Here is an 18,704-nt window from a genome sequence, read left to right as displayed (position 1 = left end):
TTGAGAAAACTTTCTGCGATCCGGACGGGACTCGAACCCGCGACCTCCGCCGTGACAGGGCGGCATTCTAACCAGCTGAACTACCGGATCAATTTTTAAAGTAAATTGAGAAACTTTTATTATTCAGTACAACTGAATGTCGTATTGTTTTGTAAAGAACTTCGTTTCTTTTTTGTGATGGCAAAAGTACAACTTTTTTCTTTATACGCAAACTATTTCATAAAAAAAAGCCTTCCAAAACCGGAAGGCCTTCATTATCAAACTTATTATTTTTACAAGTGAGCGCTTAGTTTTTCAGCGATCACTTCTTTCGGAGCTACTCCTACCAGCTTATCTACTACTTCCCCATTTTTAAAAATAAGAACCGTAGGGATATTTCTGATTCCGTACTGCATGGAAATCTCCTGGTTGTTGTCTACGTCCACTTTTCCTACTACTGCTTTTCCGTCGAAATCAGTTGCTACTTCTTCGATGATCGGGCCCAGTGTTCTGCAAGGTCCGCACCATACTGCCCAGAAGTCTACCAATACCGGTTTATCTGATTTTAAAACCGTTTCCTGAAATGAGCTGTCCGTAATTTCTAAAGCCATTTTAATTTCTTTTATTAATTAATATTATTCTTATTCTGTTTTCTTTTAAACACCCAAAATTAAGCCATTTCAGCGATATTGCTATCTATGCTCAACATTTGTATTTTCTATAATAAAATCCTTGGAAATCTCCGCGAGTGCCTGTGCCAGCGCATCGATATCGCTTTCCGTTGTCATATGGCTGAACGAAATCCGAAGGGGTGTACAATGATCCATTTCGTCTTCAGACAGCACCATCATCATGACCATCGAAGGTTTCGAAGCTCCTGAAGAGCATGCACTGCCCTGGGAAACCGCAATTCCTTTCATATCCAGCTGCAAACCGATCAAGGGGTTTTTATAAGGTAATAAAGCGCTTAAAACCGTATACAGGCTGTGGTCTGCCTCTGCGCTCCTTCCATTGAATTTGATTCCCGGTATTGCAGCAGTAAGTTTTGCTACTGCATAGTTTTTAATATGCTGCATATGTCTGGCATAAGCATCCATATGATCGATAGCAATTTCAAGTGCCTTTCCCAGCCCTACGATCCCTGCTACATTTTCCGTTCCGGCCCTGAGGCTTCTTTCCTGCGGTCCGCCGGTAATAATCCCTTTCAGGCCGCTTGATTTCCTGATAAATGCAAAACCTACCCCTTTAGGACCATGAAATTTATGTGCACTGCACGAAGCGAAATCCACCGGAATATCGGAAAAATCCAGCGGCATATGTGCCATCGTCTGTACGGTATCTGAATGAAGCAATGCACCATATAACTTACACAGCTCCGCTACTTTCTTAAGATCGGTAAGATTTCCTATTTCATTATTGGCATGCATGAGGCTGACCAGCGTTTTTTTCCCGGAACCTTTTAAAAGTTCCTCCAGTTTGTGAAGATCAATATCGCCCTTACTGTCAGGCCGGATATAGTTTACTTCCACTCCCTTCCTGGTTTTCATATCCAGAATACTTTCGGAAACGCATTTGTGTTCCAATGGAGAACTGATGATCCGTTCAACTCCCAGATGCTCGACCCCGGATTTGATGATCATATTGTTTGATTCTGTACCGCAGGAGGTGAAAATAATCTCAGCAGGAGAAACATGAAGATAGTCCGCTACCTGCCTTCTTACATTTTCGATAAGGATTTTGGCTTCCTGGCCGAAACTGTGCGTAGAGGAAGGATTCCCGAAACTCATTTTCATGGTGCCTACCATAGCCTCGATCACTTCTTCTGAAAGAGGTGTCGTAGCAGCGTTATCCAGATATATTTTATTCATTTTTGGATTGAATATTTAAATTGTACGGAATAGATGATACTTTATATGCATAAAATCAATTGTATGAAAGAATAATAAACAATTGAATTCAGGATTCAAAATTAGTGAAAAAATTGATAATGTCCCTCATTTGCCCATGCAAGCATCGGTTTATCACCTGAAGTATCTCCGAAAGCGATGATTTTGTCATACCTGCTGTCTGTAATCTCAGACTGTATCCTGGCCAGTTTCTCCTGTCCGTTGCAGTTCCTGCCTATAAAATTACCGGTAAAGACTCCGTTTTTAAATTCGGCCTTTGTAGCGACCAGCTGCATGCGGAAAGCTTCGGCAAAAGGCTGTGCCCAGATATCCAGCGATGCGGTCACCAGTAAGCTCCGGGTATTGTCGTGATCAATATTACGGATGAAGTCTAGGGCGTTTTCGCGCACGATGGAAGGATAATAAGCCTCAAAAAACTCACGCGATTTTCTTTCTATTTTTTCCTGTGTCTGCCCTTTCAGCACGGCACCGATAAAGCTCTTCTTCACTTTTTCCGTTTCGGCAAGCTTTAGTTTCAGTAAAATGAAAAGCGGAATATGCTTGACAAACTGCAACCGGAACTTGCTGGCATCATAAAATTTAAGATACATAAACATCGTATCTTTATAAGTAAGGGTTCCGTCAAAATCGAAGCAATACAATTTTTTCATTAGCACTTTTATCTGATTAAAAAATAAACGTAAAATGGAGAAAGATATTTTATAGCAAAGATATCCGCCAGCTGTTATAACTGCTGTGAAAACATGTACTGCCGGATCTGCTTTGTTCTGGCTAAAGCTTTAGTTTTTTAAAAATAAATTCAGGAATATTTCTGATGATCAGCATAATGACTCCCCAAACCGGAAGCACATATGCTACATCTTTCCGGCTTTTGTATGCTTTGAAGATAGCATCTGCTGCCTGTTTGGGCGTTGCTGTCAGCTTTGGATTCAGGGGCAACCCTTCCGTCATTTTGGTAGCCATGAATCCCGGTTTCACCGTCATTACGTGCACCTTCTTATCAAACAGGTAATTCCGGAGACCGCTCAGGTAAGCGGTGAAGGCTGCTTTTGCGCTGCCGTAAATAAAATTGCTTTGCCTTCCGCGGTCCCCTGCCACTGAAGACAGCCCGATAATGGTTCCTGATCTCCTGCTTTCAAACTTCTGGGCAAAGAAGTTCATCACCGGTACCAGCCTGGAATAATTGATGTCAATGATCCGCTCTGTATTCTTATGATCATACAGCCCTTCTTCCGTTCCTTCACCCAGGTACCCTGTAGCACAGAACAATAAGCCCGAGTTGATTCCTTCCAGCTTCAGATAATCAATTTCCTTCATCAGGTCCAGCTCAATAATCTCTGCCTGCTGCAGGAACTTCACATCAATATGCCTTGCAAATCTTTCAGTGGTTTCCCGGTTTGAGGTGAGCAGATAAATTTTTTCAAACTTTTCACCTTCCTTAAGTGCCTTCTCCACAAATGCCTGGGCCACTTCCGATGTACTTCCTAAAACAATCATTCGGTTTATTTATTATTTATGATTCTCTTGTGCTGCAAAGACACAAATTTTGAACTTTCCGTATTCTTAAGGTAATCTGTTAAAGAAGACCTGCTCATGCTGTCTTTGGTAAGGTAGATCCTGCCACCGAATTCTTCAACGATCTGATCCAGCTGGCCCACCAGTTTTTTAAGCTTCGAGTTGACTTTAAAATCGAGAGCAAGGGTATAGCCTTCCACCGGAAAAGAATTATAGGCTTCAGGATTATGCTTCCCGAAAAGCTTCAGGACTGCCAGGAAAGAACCGTTCCCGCTATGGGCAATGGTTTCCAGGATTCTCTTCATTCCTTCCTTTCCCCTTTCTTTGGGAATAACCATCTGGTACTGTATAAATCCTGACTTCCCGTAAATCCTATTCCACTCATGTACGGCATCCAGCGGATAGAAAAACGTTTCGTAATCGATAAAATTCCGGATTTCCTTTTGTCTCTGTTTATTAAAATACAACAGGTTGAAAATTTTCACCGTGAGTGCATTCAGGACAAATCCCGGGAAGTAAAACGGCACAGTAGGTTCAAATTTTTTCTTCAGCCGCAAAGATTTTTCTTTCAGATTTGAGGGCAGCTCATGCTGGAAGGCATGCTCTCCACGCATCAGAATGCTCCGGCCTATATTTTTGCCTTTCTGCAGGCAGTCAATCCAGGCCACCGTGTAAGTCCAACTTTCACTCTCGTCAAACAGCCTGAAGATCTCATCCAGGTTTTCCGCTTTAATACTTTCCTGGCGGATATAGGCAGACTCTATGTTTTTCAGCTTGAAGGTGGCGGTAAGGATGATACCCGTAAGTCCCATTCCCCCGATGGTTGCCCAGAATTTATTCTCGTTCTGTTCGCGCGAGCAGGTCATCACTTCACCGGTCTCGGTCATCAGTTTAAATTCGATGACGTATTCCGAGAAGCAGCCTTCCGCATGGTGGTTTTTACCATGAACATCAGAAGCGATGGCACCGCCCACCGATACGAATTTGGTTCCCGGGGTTACATATAAAAAGTATCCCTGGGGAACTGAAATTTCAAGGACTTCGGAAAGCAGCACGCCGGATTCACATTCGATGATTCCGTTCAGGCGGTCGAAGCTGATAAATTTATTAAGTTTTTTTGTCGAGAAAATATGTTCAGCCAATGAGGCATCACCATAACACCTTCCGTTTCCTCTTGCAATAACTTCATTGCGGCTGAGTACGAATTCCTTTATTTTACGGAAGCTGTCATCCGACCTCATTTCCTTTTCTACCACCGGATAATTTCCCCAGTTGGTTACTTTCTGTATAAAATTCGGCTTCATTTTTTAAAGTAGATTTGAATTAGAAATGCAGCCACCCATAAAATCAGGGTGACCTGAATATAGCGGTCGCGGTATACGATTTTGGTAGGGGATTCCGTCCTGTTATAAACAAGGGTCTGCTGCAGATAACGCAGGAAAGCAAACACGACGAAAATAACCGTATAGAATACCCGGGCATGAAATCTCGCCTGAACTTCCGGCGACAGGGTAAACATCAGGTAACAGATAATAGCCAGTGTTATGGAAATTGACAGGGCAATATCGGCAAACTGAACATTATATCCATCCAATGCCCTTCTCGTCTTTCCGGAAACCTGTGCATTGATAAGTTCACCCCTCCGTTTTCCTATGGCCAGCACCAGAGCCAGCACGAAAGTAAGCAGGATCGCCCATTGCGAGATGCTGATTCCCGTGATATAACCGCCGGCAAGTACCCGGAGTACAAAACCGATGGCAATAATGGAAATATCAATAATAGGAACATGTTTAAGCTTGAAAGTATATGCTAAGTTCATCACAAAATAGAACCCTACAATAAAGGCAAATTTCCATAAATTTTCCTGAAAATAGGTATGTGCAAAAAAGGTAAGGGCAATGTCGGCAATGATGAGTCCTGTAAAAATAATAATGGCCTGGGATTTGGAAATGTCACCGCTTGCCAGTGGCCGTTTTCTCTTTTCCGGATGCTTGCGGTCTGCCTCTATATCGTTGTAATCATTCAGAATATACACCACGCTTGCTGCCAGTGAGAAGATGATAAAAGCAAATATGCTTTTGGTCAGCAGGTCCATATTTTTAATGTTGCCTGAGAAAAAAAGCGGAACAAAAACAAAAAGGTTTTTCACCCATTGCTCAACGCGGAGCAGCTTTAGATATTTCTTCATTTATGTTGGTTAAGATGCAAAAATAGCGATTTAAATAATAACGCCGTAAAAATACAAAAATAACCGCTATTGCGGTTATCTGAAAAATATTTATATATTAATTTATTATTGCCCCTGCTGAGCATCATTAATCATTTTTTCGTTTGCCGTAATGGCAAATTCCACTCTTCTGTTTTTGGCTCTTCCTTCCTCAGTATCATTGGTAGCAACCGGCATACCTTCTCCTTCCCCTTTGGCAAATAACCTGCTGGAGGCAATTCCTTTACCAGACAAATATGATTTTACGGCATTTGCTCTTCTTTCTGAAAGTCCCATATTATAAGAGTCAGAACCTTTGCTATCGGTATGGCCATAAATATTGATATTGGTGTCTGGATTATTGGTTAATACCTGAGCCAATTTATCAAGATTTGTTTTTGCAGTACTCGTCAATGCAGATGAATCAAAATCAAAATTAACAATACTTTCATTCAAAGTAATTTTGATTCCGTCTCCCACTCTTTCCACTTCGGCACCCGGTAATGTTTCCTTGATTTCCCTGGCCTGCTTATCCATTTTATTACCGATTACATTTCCGGCAACACCACCGATGATCCCTCCAAGTACAGCGCCTATGGCACCGTTCCCTCCTCTTCCTACATTATTTCCCAGGATTCCGCCGATGACAGCTCCGGAAGCAACGCCTACTGCAGTACCCCTTTGCTGGTGATTGGAATTCTTTACAGCTTCACAGCTTGTCAGCAATAATGCTGAAGATAAAAAAAGGCCTCCTATGTATGTTTTTGTAAATTTCATTGTTTTAAAAATTTTGAATTGATTATTTCATCCCTGTTCTCTCAAAGTTGTAAACAACTCTTACATTTTCTCCGTTAAAAGGAACATTCTGTTCTAGTGAGAACTGGTCGGTAGACTGGTTGGTTAACGTTAATGCATAACCTGCCGTATTTTGTTTTGCTTTTGTACCTTCTGCAATTTTCTTAAATTCAAAAGTATTGCCGCTTACCACATTCAGCTTGATAGGCTGGGTAAATCCTGTGCCGCAGGTTCCGCCGCCGCTTATGGTGTAGGCACCTGTCCAGTTGTTAGGGATAAGCCTCCAATGACTCCCTACGAAACACTGGGCATCAATACCGTCATCAAAAGGCTTAATTTTATACTGCTTGTCATAATTGATGCTGACAATCTGCCAATCACCTTTCATTGTAAGGAACTCCGATCTTTGCGTCTGGGCGGTCTGAGCATTTTTAACTCCCGAGCACGACACTGAAAACAGTGCTGTCCCCAACATTCCCGCGAATAGTAACTTTTTCATTTTGTTGTTTATTATTTGTCAGGATATAAGTCATAAAAAACCGTGCCAAAATTTGAAAATAATCCACAAAAAAAGTCCGGAAAATTCCGGACTTAATATTGTTTAAAATGATGTTAACAAACACCGGGATGATACACCAGTACATACGCACCGTCATCACCTCCATTGGTATCTACGTGGGTTCCATCCTCATTATAAGTAATGTACTCATACGTCCATGTACCCGGAGTACATCTTCCCTGACCTCCGGCCACATCTTTCAATTCTTTCTTTGTAAGTTTCTTGAACTTAGCTAATTTGTCTTTTTTCATAGTAATTCTCTTTAGTATGACAAATATAACATAAATTTTATACTGTCTAATGAAAATTACTTTTTATTTACTTTTTTTTTCACTTTTTTCACTTTCATGCCGGAATTACCAGCTTTTCCCTGATAAAAATGATGATAAGCATATTCCGCTGCCTTTTCAACATCAACAACGCCACCTCCTTGAGATAAATTATTAAACTGATTCGTTGTACTTGGATTGCTTGATTTCACCAGGGATTCGATAATCTGTGCCGGTGTCAGGCCTGGTATGTAAGCCAACAGCACGGCAGCCGCCCCCGCTACAACCGGAGAAGCCATAGATGTTCCATCGATATATTCATATTTGCCTTCAGGAACGGTAGAGTAAATCTTTTGTCCTGGTGCAAAAACATTGACCATCTTCTTATTATAATTCGAGAAACTTGCTTTTAAAGCATTACTATTGTTGGTACTGGCTCCTACAACAAGAACGTTGTCAACAAATGGTTTTTCATCAGTCACATTTTTAAAATTCGTAGGATAAGCAAGGTGTTCAGCAACATCTTCGTTTTCGTTCCCGGCTGCTTTCACCAACAAGACACCTTTATCCTGTGCGTATTTAAAGGCATCCCAAACTACATTTTTCCCCGGTGATACCGGCTTTCCGAAACTCATGTTCAGGATTCTTGCCCCATTGTCAACAGCATAACGGATGGCGTTAGCGACGTCTTTATCACGTTCGTCACCATTAGGAACCGTTCTTACGGACATGATCTTAGCGACTTTGGAAGCTACCCCGTACTGGACTTCCTGTCCATTTGGCAATCCCGCAATAATTCCTGATACATGCGTTCCATGAGTGGCGTCCGGGCCCTGATAATGATTATTTCCATAAGACTTTTCAGAATAATCTTCATAGTTATCACCTACAATTTCTTCTCTGGGATCATAGTTCAAATCATATTGCTTGGCCTGAGGCCCGAAATGATCCAGTGCTCCTTTTATTTCTTCAGTGATTGATTTCTGAAAATCGGCCGAAGATTTCCCTTTAAGCTCAGGATTCTGTGCTGCCTGGCCAAGAATCTGCACAGCCATGGCTTCCTTCTGGTCCGCAGGTTTTATCGCTGCAACATTTTCCGGTGTCAGCGGTTTGCCATTCAGCAGCTTCACCATAGCCGGAATGACCTCATTGATCATGGAATACATCTGGAAGCTTTGTCTTGCCTCAACACTTTTTTTTGTGAAGAGTTCTTTTGCTTTCATATACATGGCAAATTCTTCAGGCATTTTGGCCTGATTGGCTTTATTCTGCGTTGAATCGTCGCCTTCAAAGACCGATTTATATTTTTTTACCACACGGGTAACTTCCATATTGTCGATGTCGATATCCCCGTTTTTACCGCCGATGAAATTCCAGCCGTGGATATCATCGACGTACCCGTTTCCGTCGTCATCTTTTCCGTTTCCGGGTACTTCGTTCGGGTTGGTCCAGATGTTTTTCACCAATCCCGGGTGATCTACCTGTACACCGCTGTCGAGTACCCCTACAACAACGGTTTTTGGCTTAAGGCCTTTTGATTCCAAGAACTTATACGCATTTGCCGTGTTGACTCCGTATACTTTCGTTGTAGTAAAATCTTTATGATACCATGTCATCAGATCTTTATCTTCATTCGGGTCTGATACTCCCTTTGCACTCTGGGCATGGGAAAAGCCGAATCCTGCCAGAAATACAGCAGCTAATAATACCTTTTTCATGTTAATATGATTGTTTAATATTTTTTATATAAGTCAAAGATTCCGGGCCTTTGTTACAAAGCAGGTCCAGAACCGATAAATCGTTCAGGAAGCCCATTTTATCGGAAAACGTCTGGTAATATTCTTCCAGGCTGTTTTCAGAAGGGATTTTGGCATTGAACTTTTCTCTGAAGTTCACAGCTTCCGGATTTTTGAGATATTCGGTATTCAAAGAATATGCCTTTCCGGTTTTCAGGATTTGCTGAATGATTTCCAGTGCCTTGAGGTTGAAATCAAGCAGGCTCTTTTCCTTCAGCTCAAATATTTTCCTCAATTTATCCTCATAGAACTCAAAATACGGGGAACTCTGATAGGCAGTTTTAATGGATTTCCAGTGCAAAGCCCTCCAGTCTTCCCGGTAAGAAATCTCAATATCTTTCAGTTCTCTTTTTCCATTGTGGGAAATGGGGATGATAAGCGACAGTTTTCCGTTCGCGCCATAGATGTTGGCTCTGTTTCTGTACGTCTGCTTTGGAAAATTCTCGAACTGCTCGAAAGTAATTTCATTTTCGGGATCCAGAAATACCGAGAACCAGGAAACCGGCGGTAAATAAAATACCGGTAATAATACATTCTTCATATTCATAATGCAAAAATGAAGTATTTTTTCAAATACTTCATTCTATTTATATTTATTTTAACTTATTAATCGTTGTCTGTTTTTTTCTTTCTAAATAATTTAACAAAATATTCCCAACCAAAGAAAAGGATCAGGATCATCGCTGCAATCCACCAGTAAGAGGTTTTATTGGCTTCCCCGGTATTGGTAGCTTTGAACATTCTTTCCCAACGCACTTTAAACGGAGCCTGGTATGATGAACTGGCATCCTTGAAGGCACCCTGTATGCTCATCCAGGTGAACATCGGTTTTCCTACAATGTTTTCTTCCGGAACAAAACCAAAGAACCTTGCATCCAGGGAAGCATCCCTGTTGTCTCCCACCATCATGTAATAATCCTGCTTGATCGTATACTGATCGGTTTCCTTTCCGTTGATAAAAATTTTCCCGTTCTTATTTTCAAGGCTGTTGTGCTCATATTCCGAAATGACCCACTGGTACATAGGCAACGATTCCTTGTCCAGCTTCACAACATCTCCTTTTTTAGGAATCCGCAAAGGACCGTACCAATCCTGGTTCCACGGTTTGTTGATCGGGAATATGGATTGCGTGGTATCGATGCTTTTGGTATATGCGGTTTTATCACCATTCAGCTTGTATGAAACCGTTGCGGAATCTTTAGGGTAAATATTTTCTTCCATGTCGATCACATTCGGAAGCGTCTTGATTTCCTTTGCGGTCTTATCCGTAAGGCCCTGGAACATATAGGTAAATCCTCCTTTGTCATTCTGCATTTCCCTCACCGGCAAAAAGCCGTAGGTATTATACATGGAAGGAATATCGAGCTGGGTTCCTGTATTAACAGTATAGGCATGCTGGATTTCCTGGTCTCCGAGTACTTCTTCGGGCTTTCCGTTTACAAAAAGTCTTCCGGCTCTCATTTCAAAAGTATCGCCGGCAACGGCCACACATCTTTTCACGTACGGGTCTTTCCTGTCGATGGCGGTATGTACGGAATCCTGCGGATAATTAAAAACCACCACATCATGTTTCTGAGGCTTGCTGAACTGGAAGATTCTCTCGTAAGGAAGCTTTATGCCGTCTACATAGGATTTCGGGTCGTCTTTCGGGTTTCCTTTTTCTCCGGTATCCGCAATGGTACCCTGGAGGAAAGGAATGGCTACGGGACGCATCGGAAGCCGGTATCCGTAGCTCCATTTGTTTACGAAGAGGAAATCCCCTACCAGCAATGTCCTTTCCATGGACCCTGTAGGAATCCCGAACGGCTGGGTAACAAATACGTGGATAATGGTGGCAAATACTACGGCAAATGTAATGGAGCCTATAAAAGAATCTTTTTTCTTGGAACTTTTCTCTTCATCGGTCAGGAACAGGTCATCTTCATTTTCATCCGGGATTTCAGGATTTTTACTGTAATTTACCGTTGCCATATAGATAAACGGCAGAATCACAGTCAGCAACTGCTCTGTAAAAGAGGTTTTCCCGAATTTCTTCGTCAGGTACAGGTGGAAGACCGACATCATGATCGGTCCTACAATCGGAAGGTATGCCAGCAATGCCCACCATTTCGGGTGGCCGGTTTCTTTCAGGATAATAAAATAATTGTAGAAAGGGATAAATGCAAAAAGCGGATTGTATCCCAATTTTTTGTACAGCTTCCAGGTGGAAAGCCCCATCAGTACAGACAGAATGAGGACATAGACTGCATAAGTTAAAAAATAATTCATAATTTTTTGTGCCTAATCTATAATATGAGTAATGGGTGATAAGCAATAAGCAACAGGTCATCCTTATCAGCCTTACTATGAGTTCGCAATTTAGGGATTTTGTTACAGATTAAAGTCCCAAAACGTCCTTCATCCCGAAATTCCCCTTTTTTCCCTTGATCCATTCTGCAGCGACCACAGCACCCAGTGCAAATCCGTTTCTGTTAAATGCGGTATGCTTGATCTCGATTTCATCCACTTCGCTGCGGTAGAAAACGCTGTGGGTACCCGGGACCTCATCTTCCCGGATGGCAAAGATCCCCAGCTGGCTGCCCCGGGTCTCCTCCAGTTTCCAGGCATCAAATTTTGAGTTGTGCTTAAAAATTCCTTCAGCAATCGAAATCGCCGTTCCGCTCGGCGCATCTTTTTTATGTACGTGATGGATTTCTTCCAGCTGGCAGGTATAGGCATCTGCATTTTTCATCAGGTCCGCAAGCTTTTCATTGAGGGCAAAAAAGAGGTTCACCCCAAGGCTGAAATTGGATCCGTACAGAAAGGCAGTATGGTTTTCAACGGCAAGGGCTTCAATATCGGATTTTTTTTCCAGCCAGCCTGTCGTTCCGCAGATCACCGGGATTTTTTGTAAAAGGCAGGCTTTGATATTATCGTACGCTACTTCCGGGAGGGAAAATTCAATGACTACATCAGGGTTATTAAGGGTATCGGCAGTCGGGGTTTCCTTTAGCCGGGCAACGATTTCATGGCCTCTTTTTGTAGCCATTTCATCGATGATCTTCCCCATTTTGCCATATCCCACTAATGCTATTTTCATATGTCTTGTATTGGCCTGTTTCAGCAGGCATGTTGTATTTGTACTTAAAATCTGTAACTCAGGCTCAGTCCTGTTTTCGGGGGAGCCGTTCCGAATTCATCCTGGATCAGCGCCGGTGCAAAGGAGAGATCCGGATCGTGCCGGCTTTCATAAAGATGGGCGTCCACTACGGCGTCTACGATATTGAGAACGTAGATCAGGCCGGAAATAGCAATCGCGTAGTCCCGCTGCCGTTTTGCCCTGTCCTGGAAATTTCCCAGCGCTACCTTGTCCAGATAAGGATACTGATCGATGAATTCATTCGGGGTGCCGTTAAGCTTGGCAATATAGTATTCGCGGTATTTCCGGTATTGCTTCTGGTTCCATAAGGCAATTCCCACTCCGGTGCCTACCGCTCCCCATACAATGGGAATTTTCCAGTACTTTTTATTATAGAACTGGCCGAGCCCCGGAAGAACGGCGGAATACAATCCGGCCTTGGTAGGATTCAGCTTTATGGTCTTTGAAACCGGACCATTGGCTTTTTCCAGGTCGGAAACCACATTCTTTTCCGTCCTGGTATTGTTGTTCTCTACGGATACACTGTCTTTCGGATGGTATTCCACCCGGATGGTATCGTTCGGATTCACCTGTGAATAAGCTGTTGCATACAGACACAGGAAAAGTACGAGAAATAGGTTTTTCATTATTTAATATGAGACAGAATATATTCCAGCTCGTCTTCATTTTTAAAGTCCAGGACGATTTTGCCTTTCTTTCCGGTTCCGGTGGTCTTGATTTCCACTTTTACATCCAGGATGTCGGCAATGGTCTTCTGAGCTCTCTTGTAGTTGTTGGAAAGCTCCGCTTTGGCTCTTTTGGCTGCCGGGGATTTTGGATTTTTCAGGGCAGTGGCTGCCTGTTCCGCCTGGCGTACATTTAGTTTTTCCTTAATGATCAGATCAAACAGGGCCTGCTGATGTTCTTCATTTTCAAGGCTGATGATTGCTCTTCCGTGACCTGCAGAAATCTCTCCGCTCCGGATGGCGTTCTGGATATCCGGGTTCAGCCTCAATAGGCGGATGGAATTGGTGATCGTGCTTCTGTCCTTTCCCACCCTCTGGCTCAGATTTTCCTGGGTCAGGCCGATCTCATCCATCAGCCGCTGATAGGTGAGGGCAATTTCAATAGCATCAAGATCTTCTCTCTGGATATTTTCCACCAGGGCCATTTCCAGCAGTTCCTGATCGTTCACCAGGCGGATGTATGCCGGAATGGAGTCCAGTCCTGCCATTTTGGTGGCGCGGAAACGGCGTTCCCCGGAAATGATTTCAAACCTTTCTCCGTCTTTCCGCAAGGTAATCGGCTGGATCACCCCGAGGTTCCTGATGGATAAGGCCAGTTCATTTAATGATTTTTCGTCGAAATAGGTTCTGGGCTGGGCCGGGTTGGGGTAAATATCCTCCAGGGGAATTTCTACGATATTGCCTACGAATTTATCTGCGCCCTCATCGGTTGCAGAGTTGACTGTCGCTTTGGATTCGGCACTTAAAATGGCACCCAGGCCACGTCCCATCGCTCTTTTTTTGTCCTTCATGATATAATTGATACCTGATCACGGCCGATCATCATGTTATTGAACATGCTGTAGCCGGACCACTATTCATTTACAGATTCTTGTATTAATTTTTAACTAATTTCTCATTTTTCAGCAATACTTCTTCCGCAAGCTGGATGTACTGTATGGCGCCTTTGCTTTCAGCATCATAATTCAGGATGCTTTCCCCGAAGCTCGGAGCTTCGCTCAGCCTTACATTCCTGCTGATGATGGTTTCAAAAACCATTTCCGGGAAGTGGGCGTTTACTTCTTCCACCACCTGATTGGACAGTCTCAGCCTGCTGTCATACATCGTAAGGAGCAGCCCTTCGATATCCAGGTCTTTATTATGGATCTTCTGAACGTTCTTCACCGTGTTGAGCAGTTTGCCAAGGCCTTCCAGTGCAAAATATTCGCATTGGATCGGAATAATGACAGAATCAGCCGCCGTAAGGGCATTTACCGTGATCAGTCCCAAACTCGGAGCACAGTCGATGATGATATAGTCGTAATCATCCCTTACCGACTGCAATGCTTTCTTCAGCATGTATTCCCGGTCTTCCTTGTCCACCAGTTCGATTTCCGCCGCAACGAGATCGATATGGGAAGGAACAATATCAAGATTCGGAGTGGTGGTCTGCTTGATGCACTTGGAGGTCTCCACACTGTGCTCCAGCAGGTTATAGGTGGAATATTTCACATCATCCACCCCAAGGCCGGAAGTGGCATTGGCCTGAGGATCAGCATCGATAATTAATATCTTTTTTTCCAACACGCCCAACGCCGCAGCCAGGTTAACGGCGGTTGTGGTCTTTCCTACTCCCCCTTTCTGATTAGCGATACCTATGATTTTTGCCATGATTCAAACTTTAGAGCTCAAAAATACACATTTTTCCCTGCCCTTAATGAACCGGGAAAACGAAATTTGAGTTAAAATATTGTTAATAAGCCTCTTAGCGTAAAAAAAAATTATCCACAAAAAAAATTCTTTGTGGATAAGTAGATAAGATCTGTTATTATGTTAATTGTCAAGCTTCATGGTGATCGGAAATCTGAAATAACTCCGTACCGGCTGGTTCTTTACTTTGGCCGGAATCCATTTTCCTCTGATCAGCCTGATGGTCCTCAGCGCTTCGTTATTGAAGTCTGCGTTTTTGCCTTCGGCTTTCAGTCCGGAAATGCTTCCGTCCTTTTCTACAATAAAGGTAACCGTGGTTTTCATGACTTCATCCGTTTCCATTCCGGAACCGTCGAAACTGTTCATTACCTTATTCCTGAAAGCATTTACGCCGCCCGGGAATGAAGCTTCCACATCCACGACGGTAGGAATACCTCCGGAATCATCGGTTTTTGTTTCTGCTTTCGGCGGAGGTGCCATGGAAACCGGGCCGGTGATAGCGGGTGCCGGTGCAACATAGGTGTTGGCCGGAGCCGTTTCGCCTTCTGCACTGTTTTTCACTCCAGAAACCGCTCCTTCGATTTTTTCCACTACTTTTTCGTTGGTGATATGAGCGGCAGGTTCAGGCAGACGGTCATCGGTTGTTTTCACTTTGGTTTGCTGAATCTGCTGCCGGACAGGCACTGTTACGGGCGGTACAATAACATCAGGCGGCAATACAGGGTCTGTGAGGTGTATCTCTACTCCTCCCGGCCCTTCTGAAACATCATTCTTCATGATATTTACAGCAAGTGGCACTAAAGAAACCGCAGCCATCAGAGCTGCCCCTGCGAAAAGTGCTTTGGTTAGAATTCTGCCTGATTCGTTTCTCAGGGCGTAGGCACCGTATTCCTTGTTCCGGTGTTCGAAAAGGACTTCGTTGAAACGAAATTCCTGATTCTGAAGCATGTTTTTCATCCTTTCTAAAATTTAAGCATTAATAGATTATTAGTATTTCACCTTTCTCCGGTAAATAATAATGGAGCATCAAAATATCTGCCATGATACTATTGAAAACGCACTTTTATATCAGATATTATACAGATGAGATAAAATTTAATTATGTAATGAATAGGATGAATGAGACGGGCCGGATGCCGGAAGGGAATAAAGAATGAAAAAGTAAAATAAATGTATACCGGTTATTTTCCGGTAATGAATAGTAAAACAGCATGTTGAGAAATGACGGGCTGGTTTCTGGCGGATGGCGGATAGTGGATAGTTGATGGTTGATGGTCGATGGTTGATGGTTGATAGTAAATGGTACCCGGTAATTAGCTGTTATGGAAGAAAGCTAAAAGTTAATTACCGGTTTCAGGATTAAACTGAATCCATGAAAATAAAAAAGAGACCGTCGCAGTGACAGTCTCTTTTCTATATTTCTAATTAATCTTTAATCAGAATAATTCTTTTCTGATGATGTTCTGGCTTCTTTCCGGTCCTACGGACACCAGGTACACATTGATTCCGAGGTATTTCTCAATGAACTCAATATATTTTTGGGCGGTATCCGGAAGCTCGTCGTAGCTTCTTACCTTGGTGATATCTTCCGTCCAGCCCGGAAGGTCCTGGTAGATCGGCTCATAGTTGTATAATTTTTCGGTGGATGAAGTGAAATAATCGATCACTTTTCCGTCTTCGGTTTTGTAATGGGTAACGATTTTCAGGTTTTCAATACCTGTCAGTACATCCAGCTTGGTGATCACCAGGTTATTGATCCCGTTGATCATGCAGGCATGCTTTAAAGAAACCAGGTCTAACCAACCTGTCCTTCTCGGTCTTCCGGTGGTTGCCCCGAATTCACCGCCGATCTGGCGGATGCTTTCTCCCAGTTCGTTATCCAGCTCGGAAGGGAACGGCCCGTTTCCAACCCTTGTACAGTAGGCTTTGGCCACCCCGATCAGGTTTTGAAGGGAAGTCGGCGGTACTCCGGCTCCGGTACACACGCCTCCGGTAGAAGGAGAAGAGGAAGTTACGTACGGATAGGTACCGAAGTCGATGTCCAGCATCAGGGCCTGGGCACCTTCGAAAAGTACGTTTTTACCTTCCTGGATGGCTTCGTTCAGTTCCAGTTCCGTATCCACGATCCTGTCCTGAAGAAGTTTTCCGATTTCTAAAAATTCATTGTAAATTTCCTCAACGTCAAGAGTCGGCTTCCCGTAATATTTTTCAAAAAGGGAGTTTTTGATTTTCAGGTTTTTCTCGATTTTATCCCTCAGGATTTCCGGGTTGAGAAGATCGATCATCCTGATGCCCACTCTGGCGATTTTGTCTTCGTAGCAAGGGCCGATCCCTTTTTTGGTGGTCCCGATCTGGGTTCCGCCATGCTCTTCTTCACGATAGGTATCCAGAAGGATGTGGTACGGCATAATGACATGCGCTCTGCGGCTGATGAAAATGTGGTCTGTTTTCAGGCCTTTGCTTTCGATCTGGTTTACCTCCTTAATGAAAGATTTAGGGTTTACCACCACGCCGTTGGCAATGATGCACTTCCCTTTGCACTGAAGGACTCCCGACGGAAGAAGGTGCAACACGAATTTTTCTTCACCCACATATACCGTGTGACCTGCGTTGTCTCCGCCCTGGAAGCGCACCACATAATCCGATTTTGCCGATAAAACATCCGTGATTTTTCCTTTCCCTTCATCTCCATACTGAAGACCTACAACTACGTAAGTTGACATATTTTACTTTTATTTTAGATTCATGCAAAATTACTTTTAAAAAATTGGGTGGGCAAATTTGCGGGGGAATTTATTTTGGGGTTATAAAAAGAATATTAAAATTATCCTTTTAAAATAGTAAAGCCATGTCGTATAAGTTTTTAAAATAAAATTTGTTTACTTTTGTTTAGTGGAAAAGCATGGTCAAATAGAAATAAAAGTTTCCGGAAAAATCGGAAATGTAGATATTACCCCCGATAACTTTGATATCAGGGAAATCGTTTCTATATTAAACACCGTTGATGATCTGTTATATTCGGGAGACAAAAAAAACAGGCCTGTGATTTCTTATGATATAAAAGAAGGCTCGGTTAGAAATATTTTTAAAACAGGAATACAATATATCGTAAGTTTTAATGCTGTTTTAGGCTTAATTTCTCAGACTCATACAATTGATTATCTTGATCTGGCTACTGCTAAAGCTTTTGAACATTTACAGGATCTGGCCAAAAAAAAAGATTTTGCATTTGACATTACCACTTCACTTAGCAATTCAAATACCCTCCGTATCGATAAATTTTCTGATTTCAAAAGAACAGAAGCTATCTGGGCTGAAGCAGAGTTTTATTTTTATGGAAAAATAACCAATGCGGGCGGTAAAGACAAAGCTAATATTCATTTATTGACGGATGAATACGGAACAGTAAGAATTCAGACTCCTATCTCATTTCTTGAACAACAGGAAGAAAATATTCTTTATAAATCATTAGGTATAAGAGCTAAAGGACGTCAACATTCTGAAAACGGAGAAATTGATTTCACCAATCTGGAGTTCATTGAATTAATTGATTACAATCCCATTTTTGATGAAAATTATTTAAAGAAACTAAGAGACAAAGCAAAAAAGTCCTGGCTTTCAAATACTGATCCTGATAAATGGTTAAGACAAATCCGTGGAAGCTATGAAAGTTAATGGCGTACTACTAGATACAAGTTTTTTTATTAGATTTTTAAATGATGCTGACCCATTGTTTAAAAATGCTTTAGCGTATTATAAGTATTTTCTGAGTAATGATATTAAAATGCATATTTCAACAATTTCAATTGCTGAATATTGTGTTGGTGGATCAGTATCTGAACTTCCTTTAAGAAATCTTGCTATTCTGCCATTCAATTTAAATCATGCTGCCAAAACAGGTGAATTCGCTAAAGTTGTTTTCACAAAAAAGGGAAAATTAAAACTTCTCGAAAGAAATATTATTCCTAATGATTCGAAACTGTTTTCACAAGCTGATATAGAAAAAAATATTATTTACTATCTGTCTTCAGATACAGAAAGCACCAAAATCTATAATCTTCTGCAGGAAGAAGGACAAAAACCAAACTTCAATTTTATAGATTTGAATATTCCGCCTGACGAATA

Annotated in this window: 20 protein-coding genes and 1 tRNA gene; 2 read left to right on the top strand and 19 right to left on the bottom strand. The window is 42.3% G+C overall.

Features of this window, described 5'->3' with window-relative positions; translation table 11 throughout:
• Positions 1-16: 16 nt before the first annotated feature.
• The 19 genes from QZ735_RS01820 to QZ735_RS01730 all read right to left on the bottom strand — a co-directional run bounded on the left by QZ735_RS01820 (position 17) and on the right by QZ735_RS01730 (position 17,302).
• A tRNA-Asp gene (locus QZ735_RS01820) sits at positions 17-90 on the bottom strand.
• Positions 91-272: 182 nt separating this feature from the next.
• On the bottom strand, positions 273-590 hold the full coding sequence (gene trxA, locus QZ735_RS01815; protein WP_294243630.1) for a thioredoxin: 318 nt from the start codon (positions 588-590) through the stop codon (positions 273-275).
• Positions 591-671: 81 nt separating this feature from the next.
• On the bottom strand, positions 672-1,847 hold the full coding sequence (locus QZ735_RS01810) for a cysteine desulfurase family protein (protein ID WP_294243629.1): 1,176 nt from the start codon (positions 1,845-1,847) through the stop codon (positions 672-674).
• 101 nt (positions 1,848-1,948) lie between these two features.
• Complete coding sequence (locus QZ735_RS01805; protein WP_294243628.1) at positions 1,949-2,536, bottom strand: HAD family hydrolase; 588 nt, start codon at positions 2,534-2,536, stop codon at positions 1,949-1,951.
• 121 nt (positions 2,537-2,657) lie between these two features.
• On the bottom strand, positions 2,658-3,383 hold the full coding sequence (locus QZ735_RS01800) for an SDR family NAD(P)-dependent oxidoreductase (protein ID WP_294243626.1): 726 nt from the start codon (positions 3,381-3,383) through the stop codon (positions 2,658-2,660).
• 5 nt (positions 3,384-3,388) lie between these two features.
• Complete coding sequence (locus tag QZ735_RS01795) at positions 3,389-4,705, bottom strand: FAD-binding oxidoreductase (RefSeq protein WP_294243625.1); 1,317 nt, start codon at positions 4,703-4,705, stop codon at positions 3,389-3,391.
• Positions 4,702-5,589: a decaprenyl-phosphate phosphoribosyltransferase gene (locus QZ735_RS01790; protein WP_294243623.1), complete on the bottom strand. Its 888-nt coding sequence runs from the start codon at positions 5,587-5,589 to the stop codon at positions 4,702-4,704. The genes QZ735_RS01795 and QZ735_RS01790 overlap by 4 nt, the downstream gene beginning before the upstream one ends.
• Positions 5,590-5,694: 105 nt before the next feature.
• On the bottom strand, positions 5,695-6,384 hold the full coding sequence (locus QZ735_RS01785; RefSeq protein ID WP_294243622.1) for an OmpA family protein: 690 nt from the start codon (positions 6,382-6,384) through the stop codon (positions 5,695-5,697).
• A 22-nt stretch (positions 6,385-6,406) separates the two neighbouring features.
• Complete coding sequence (locus QZ735_RS01780; RefSeq protein ID WP_294243621.1) at positions 6,407-6,901, bottom strand: lipocalin family protein; 495 nt, start codon at positions 6,899-6,901, stop codon at positions 6,407-6,409.
• Positions 6,902-7,014: 113 nt separating this feature from the next.
• Positions 7,015-7,212, bottom strand: a complete 198-nt coding sequence (locus tag QZ735_RS01775; protein WP_294243620.1) for a ComC/BlpC family leader-containing pheromone/bacteriocin — start codon at positions 7,210-7,212, stop codon at positions 7,015-7,017.
• A 56-nt stretch (positions 7,213-7,268) separates the two neighbouring features.
• Positions 7,269-8,948: a S8 family serine peptidase gene (locus QZ735_RS01770; protein ID WP_294243619.1), complete on the bottom strand. Its 1,680-nt coding sequence runs from the start codon at positions 8,946-8,948 to the stop codon at positions 7,269-7,271.
• Between the two features lies 1 nt (position 8,949).
• Positions 8,950-9,567, bottom strand: coding sequence for a WbqC family protein (locus QZ735_RS01765; RefSeq protein WP_294243617.1), 618 nt, complete (start codon positions 9,565-9,567; stop codon positions 8,950-8,952).
• A gap of 65 nt (positions 9,568-9,632) precedes the next feature.
• Positions 9,633-11,294 (bottom strand): signal peptidase I, encoded by a 1,662-nt coding sequence (gene lepB, locus QZ735_RS01760; protein ID WP_294243614.1) that lies wholly within the window; start codon positions 11,292-11,294, stop codon positions 9,633-9,635.
• 109 nt (positions 11,295-11,403) lie between these two features.
• Positions 11,404-12,105 (bottom strand): 4-hydroxy-tetrahydrodipicolinate reductase, encoded by a 702-nt coding sequence (dapB, locus tag QZ735_RS01755; protein ID WP_294243613.1) that lies wholly within the window; start codon positions 12,103-12,105, stop codon positions 11,404-11,406.
• Positions 12,106-12,149: 44 nt separating this feature from the next.
• Positions 12,150-12,791 carry a DUF5683 domain-containing protein gene (locus QZ735_RS01750; RefSeq protein WP_294243611.1) on the bottom strand — a complete coding sequence of 214 codons (642 nt, stop codon included), beginning with the start codon at positions 12,789-12,791 and terminating at the stop codon, positions 12,150-12,152.
• Positions 12,791-13,681, bottom strand: coding sequence for a ParB/RepB/Spo0J family partition protein (locus QZ735_RS01745; protein ID WP_294243609.1), 891 nt, complete (start codon positions 13,679-13,681; stop codon positions 12,791-12,793). Before QZ735_RS01745 ends, QZ735_RS01750 begins: the two co-directional genes overlap by 1 nt.
• Before the next feature lie 85 nt (positions 13,682-13,766).
• On the bottom strand, positions 13,767-14,540 hold the full coding sequence (locus tag QZ735_RS01740; RefSeq protein ID WP_294243608.1) for an AAA family ATPase: 774 nt from the start codon (positions 14,538-14,540) through the stop codon (positions 13,767-13,769).
• Between the two features lie 162 nt (positions 14,541-14,702).
• Positions 14,703-15,536, bottom strand: coding sequence for an energy transducer TonB (locus tag QZ735_RS01735; RefSeq protein WP_294243607.1), 834 nt, complete (start codon positions 15,534-15,536; stop codon positions 14,703-14,705).
• 479 nt (positions 15,537-16,015) lie between these two features.
• Positions 16,016-17,302, bottom strand: coding sequence for an adenylosuccinate synthase (locus QZ735_RS01730; protein ID WP_294243606.1), 1,287 nt, complete (start codon positions 17,300-17,302; stop codon positions 16,016-16,018).
• Positions 17,303-17,471: 169 nt separating this feature from the next.
• Here QZ735_RS01730 and QZ735_RS01725 point away from each other — a divergent pair, with 169 nt between their 5' ends.
• Both QZ735_RS01725 and QZ735_RS01720 read left to right on the top strand, forming a co-directional pair.
• A complete protein-coding gene (locus QZ735_RS01725; protein WP_294243604.1) occupies positions 17,472-18,254 on the top strand; it encodes a hypothetical protein in 783 nt (260 codons plus the stop codon).
• Positions 18,244-18,704 (top strand): hypothetical protein (locus QZ735_RS01720; RefSeq protein WP_294243601.1); only part of this gene is annotated, 461 nt, incomplete at its 3' end. The genes QZ735_RS01725 and QZ735_RS01720, both read left to right, overlap by 11 nt.

Origin of the sequence: uncultured Chryseobacterium sp. (assembly GCF_913776365.1) — a bacterium.
Classification (GTDB): Bacteria; Bacteroidota; Bacteroidia; order Flavobacteriales; family Weeksellaceae; genus Chryseobacterium.
This window is presented reverse-complemented; position numbering and strand designations above follow the sequence as displayed.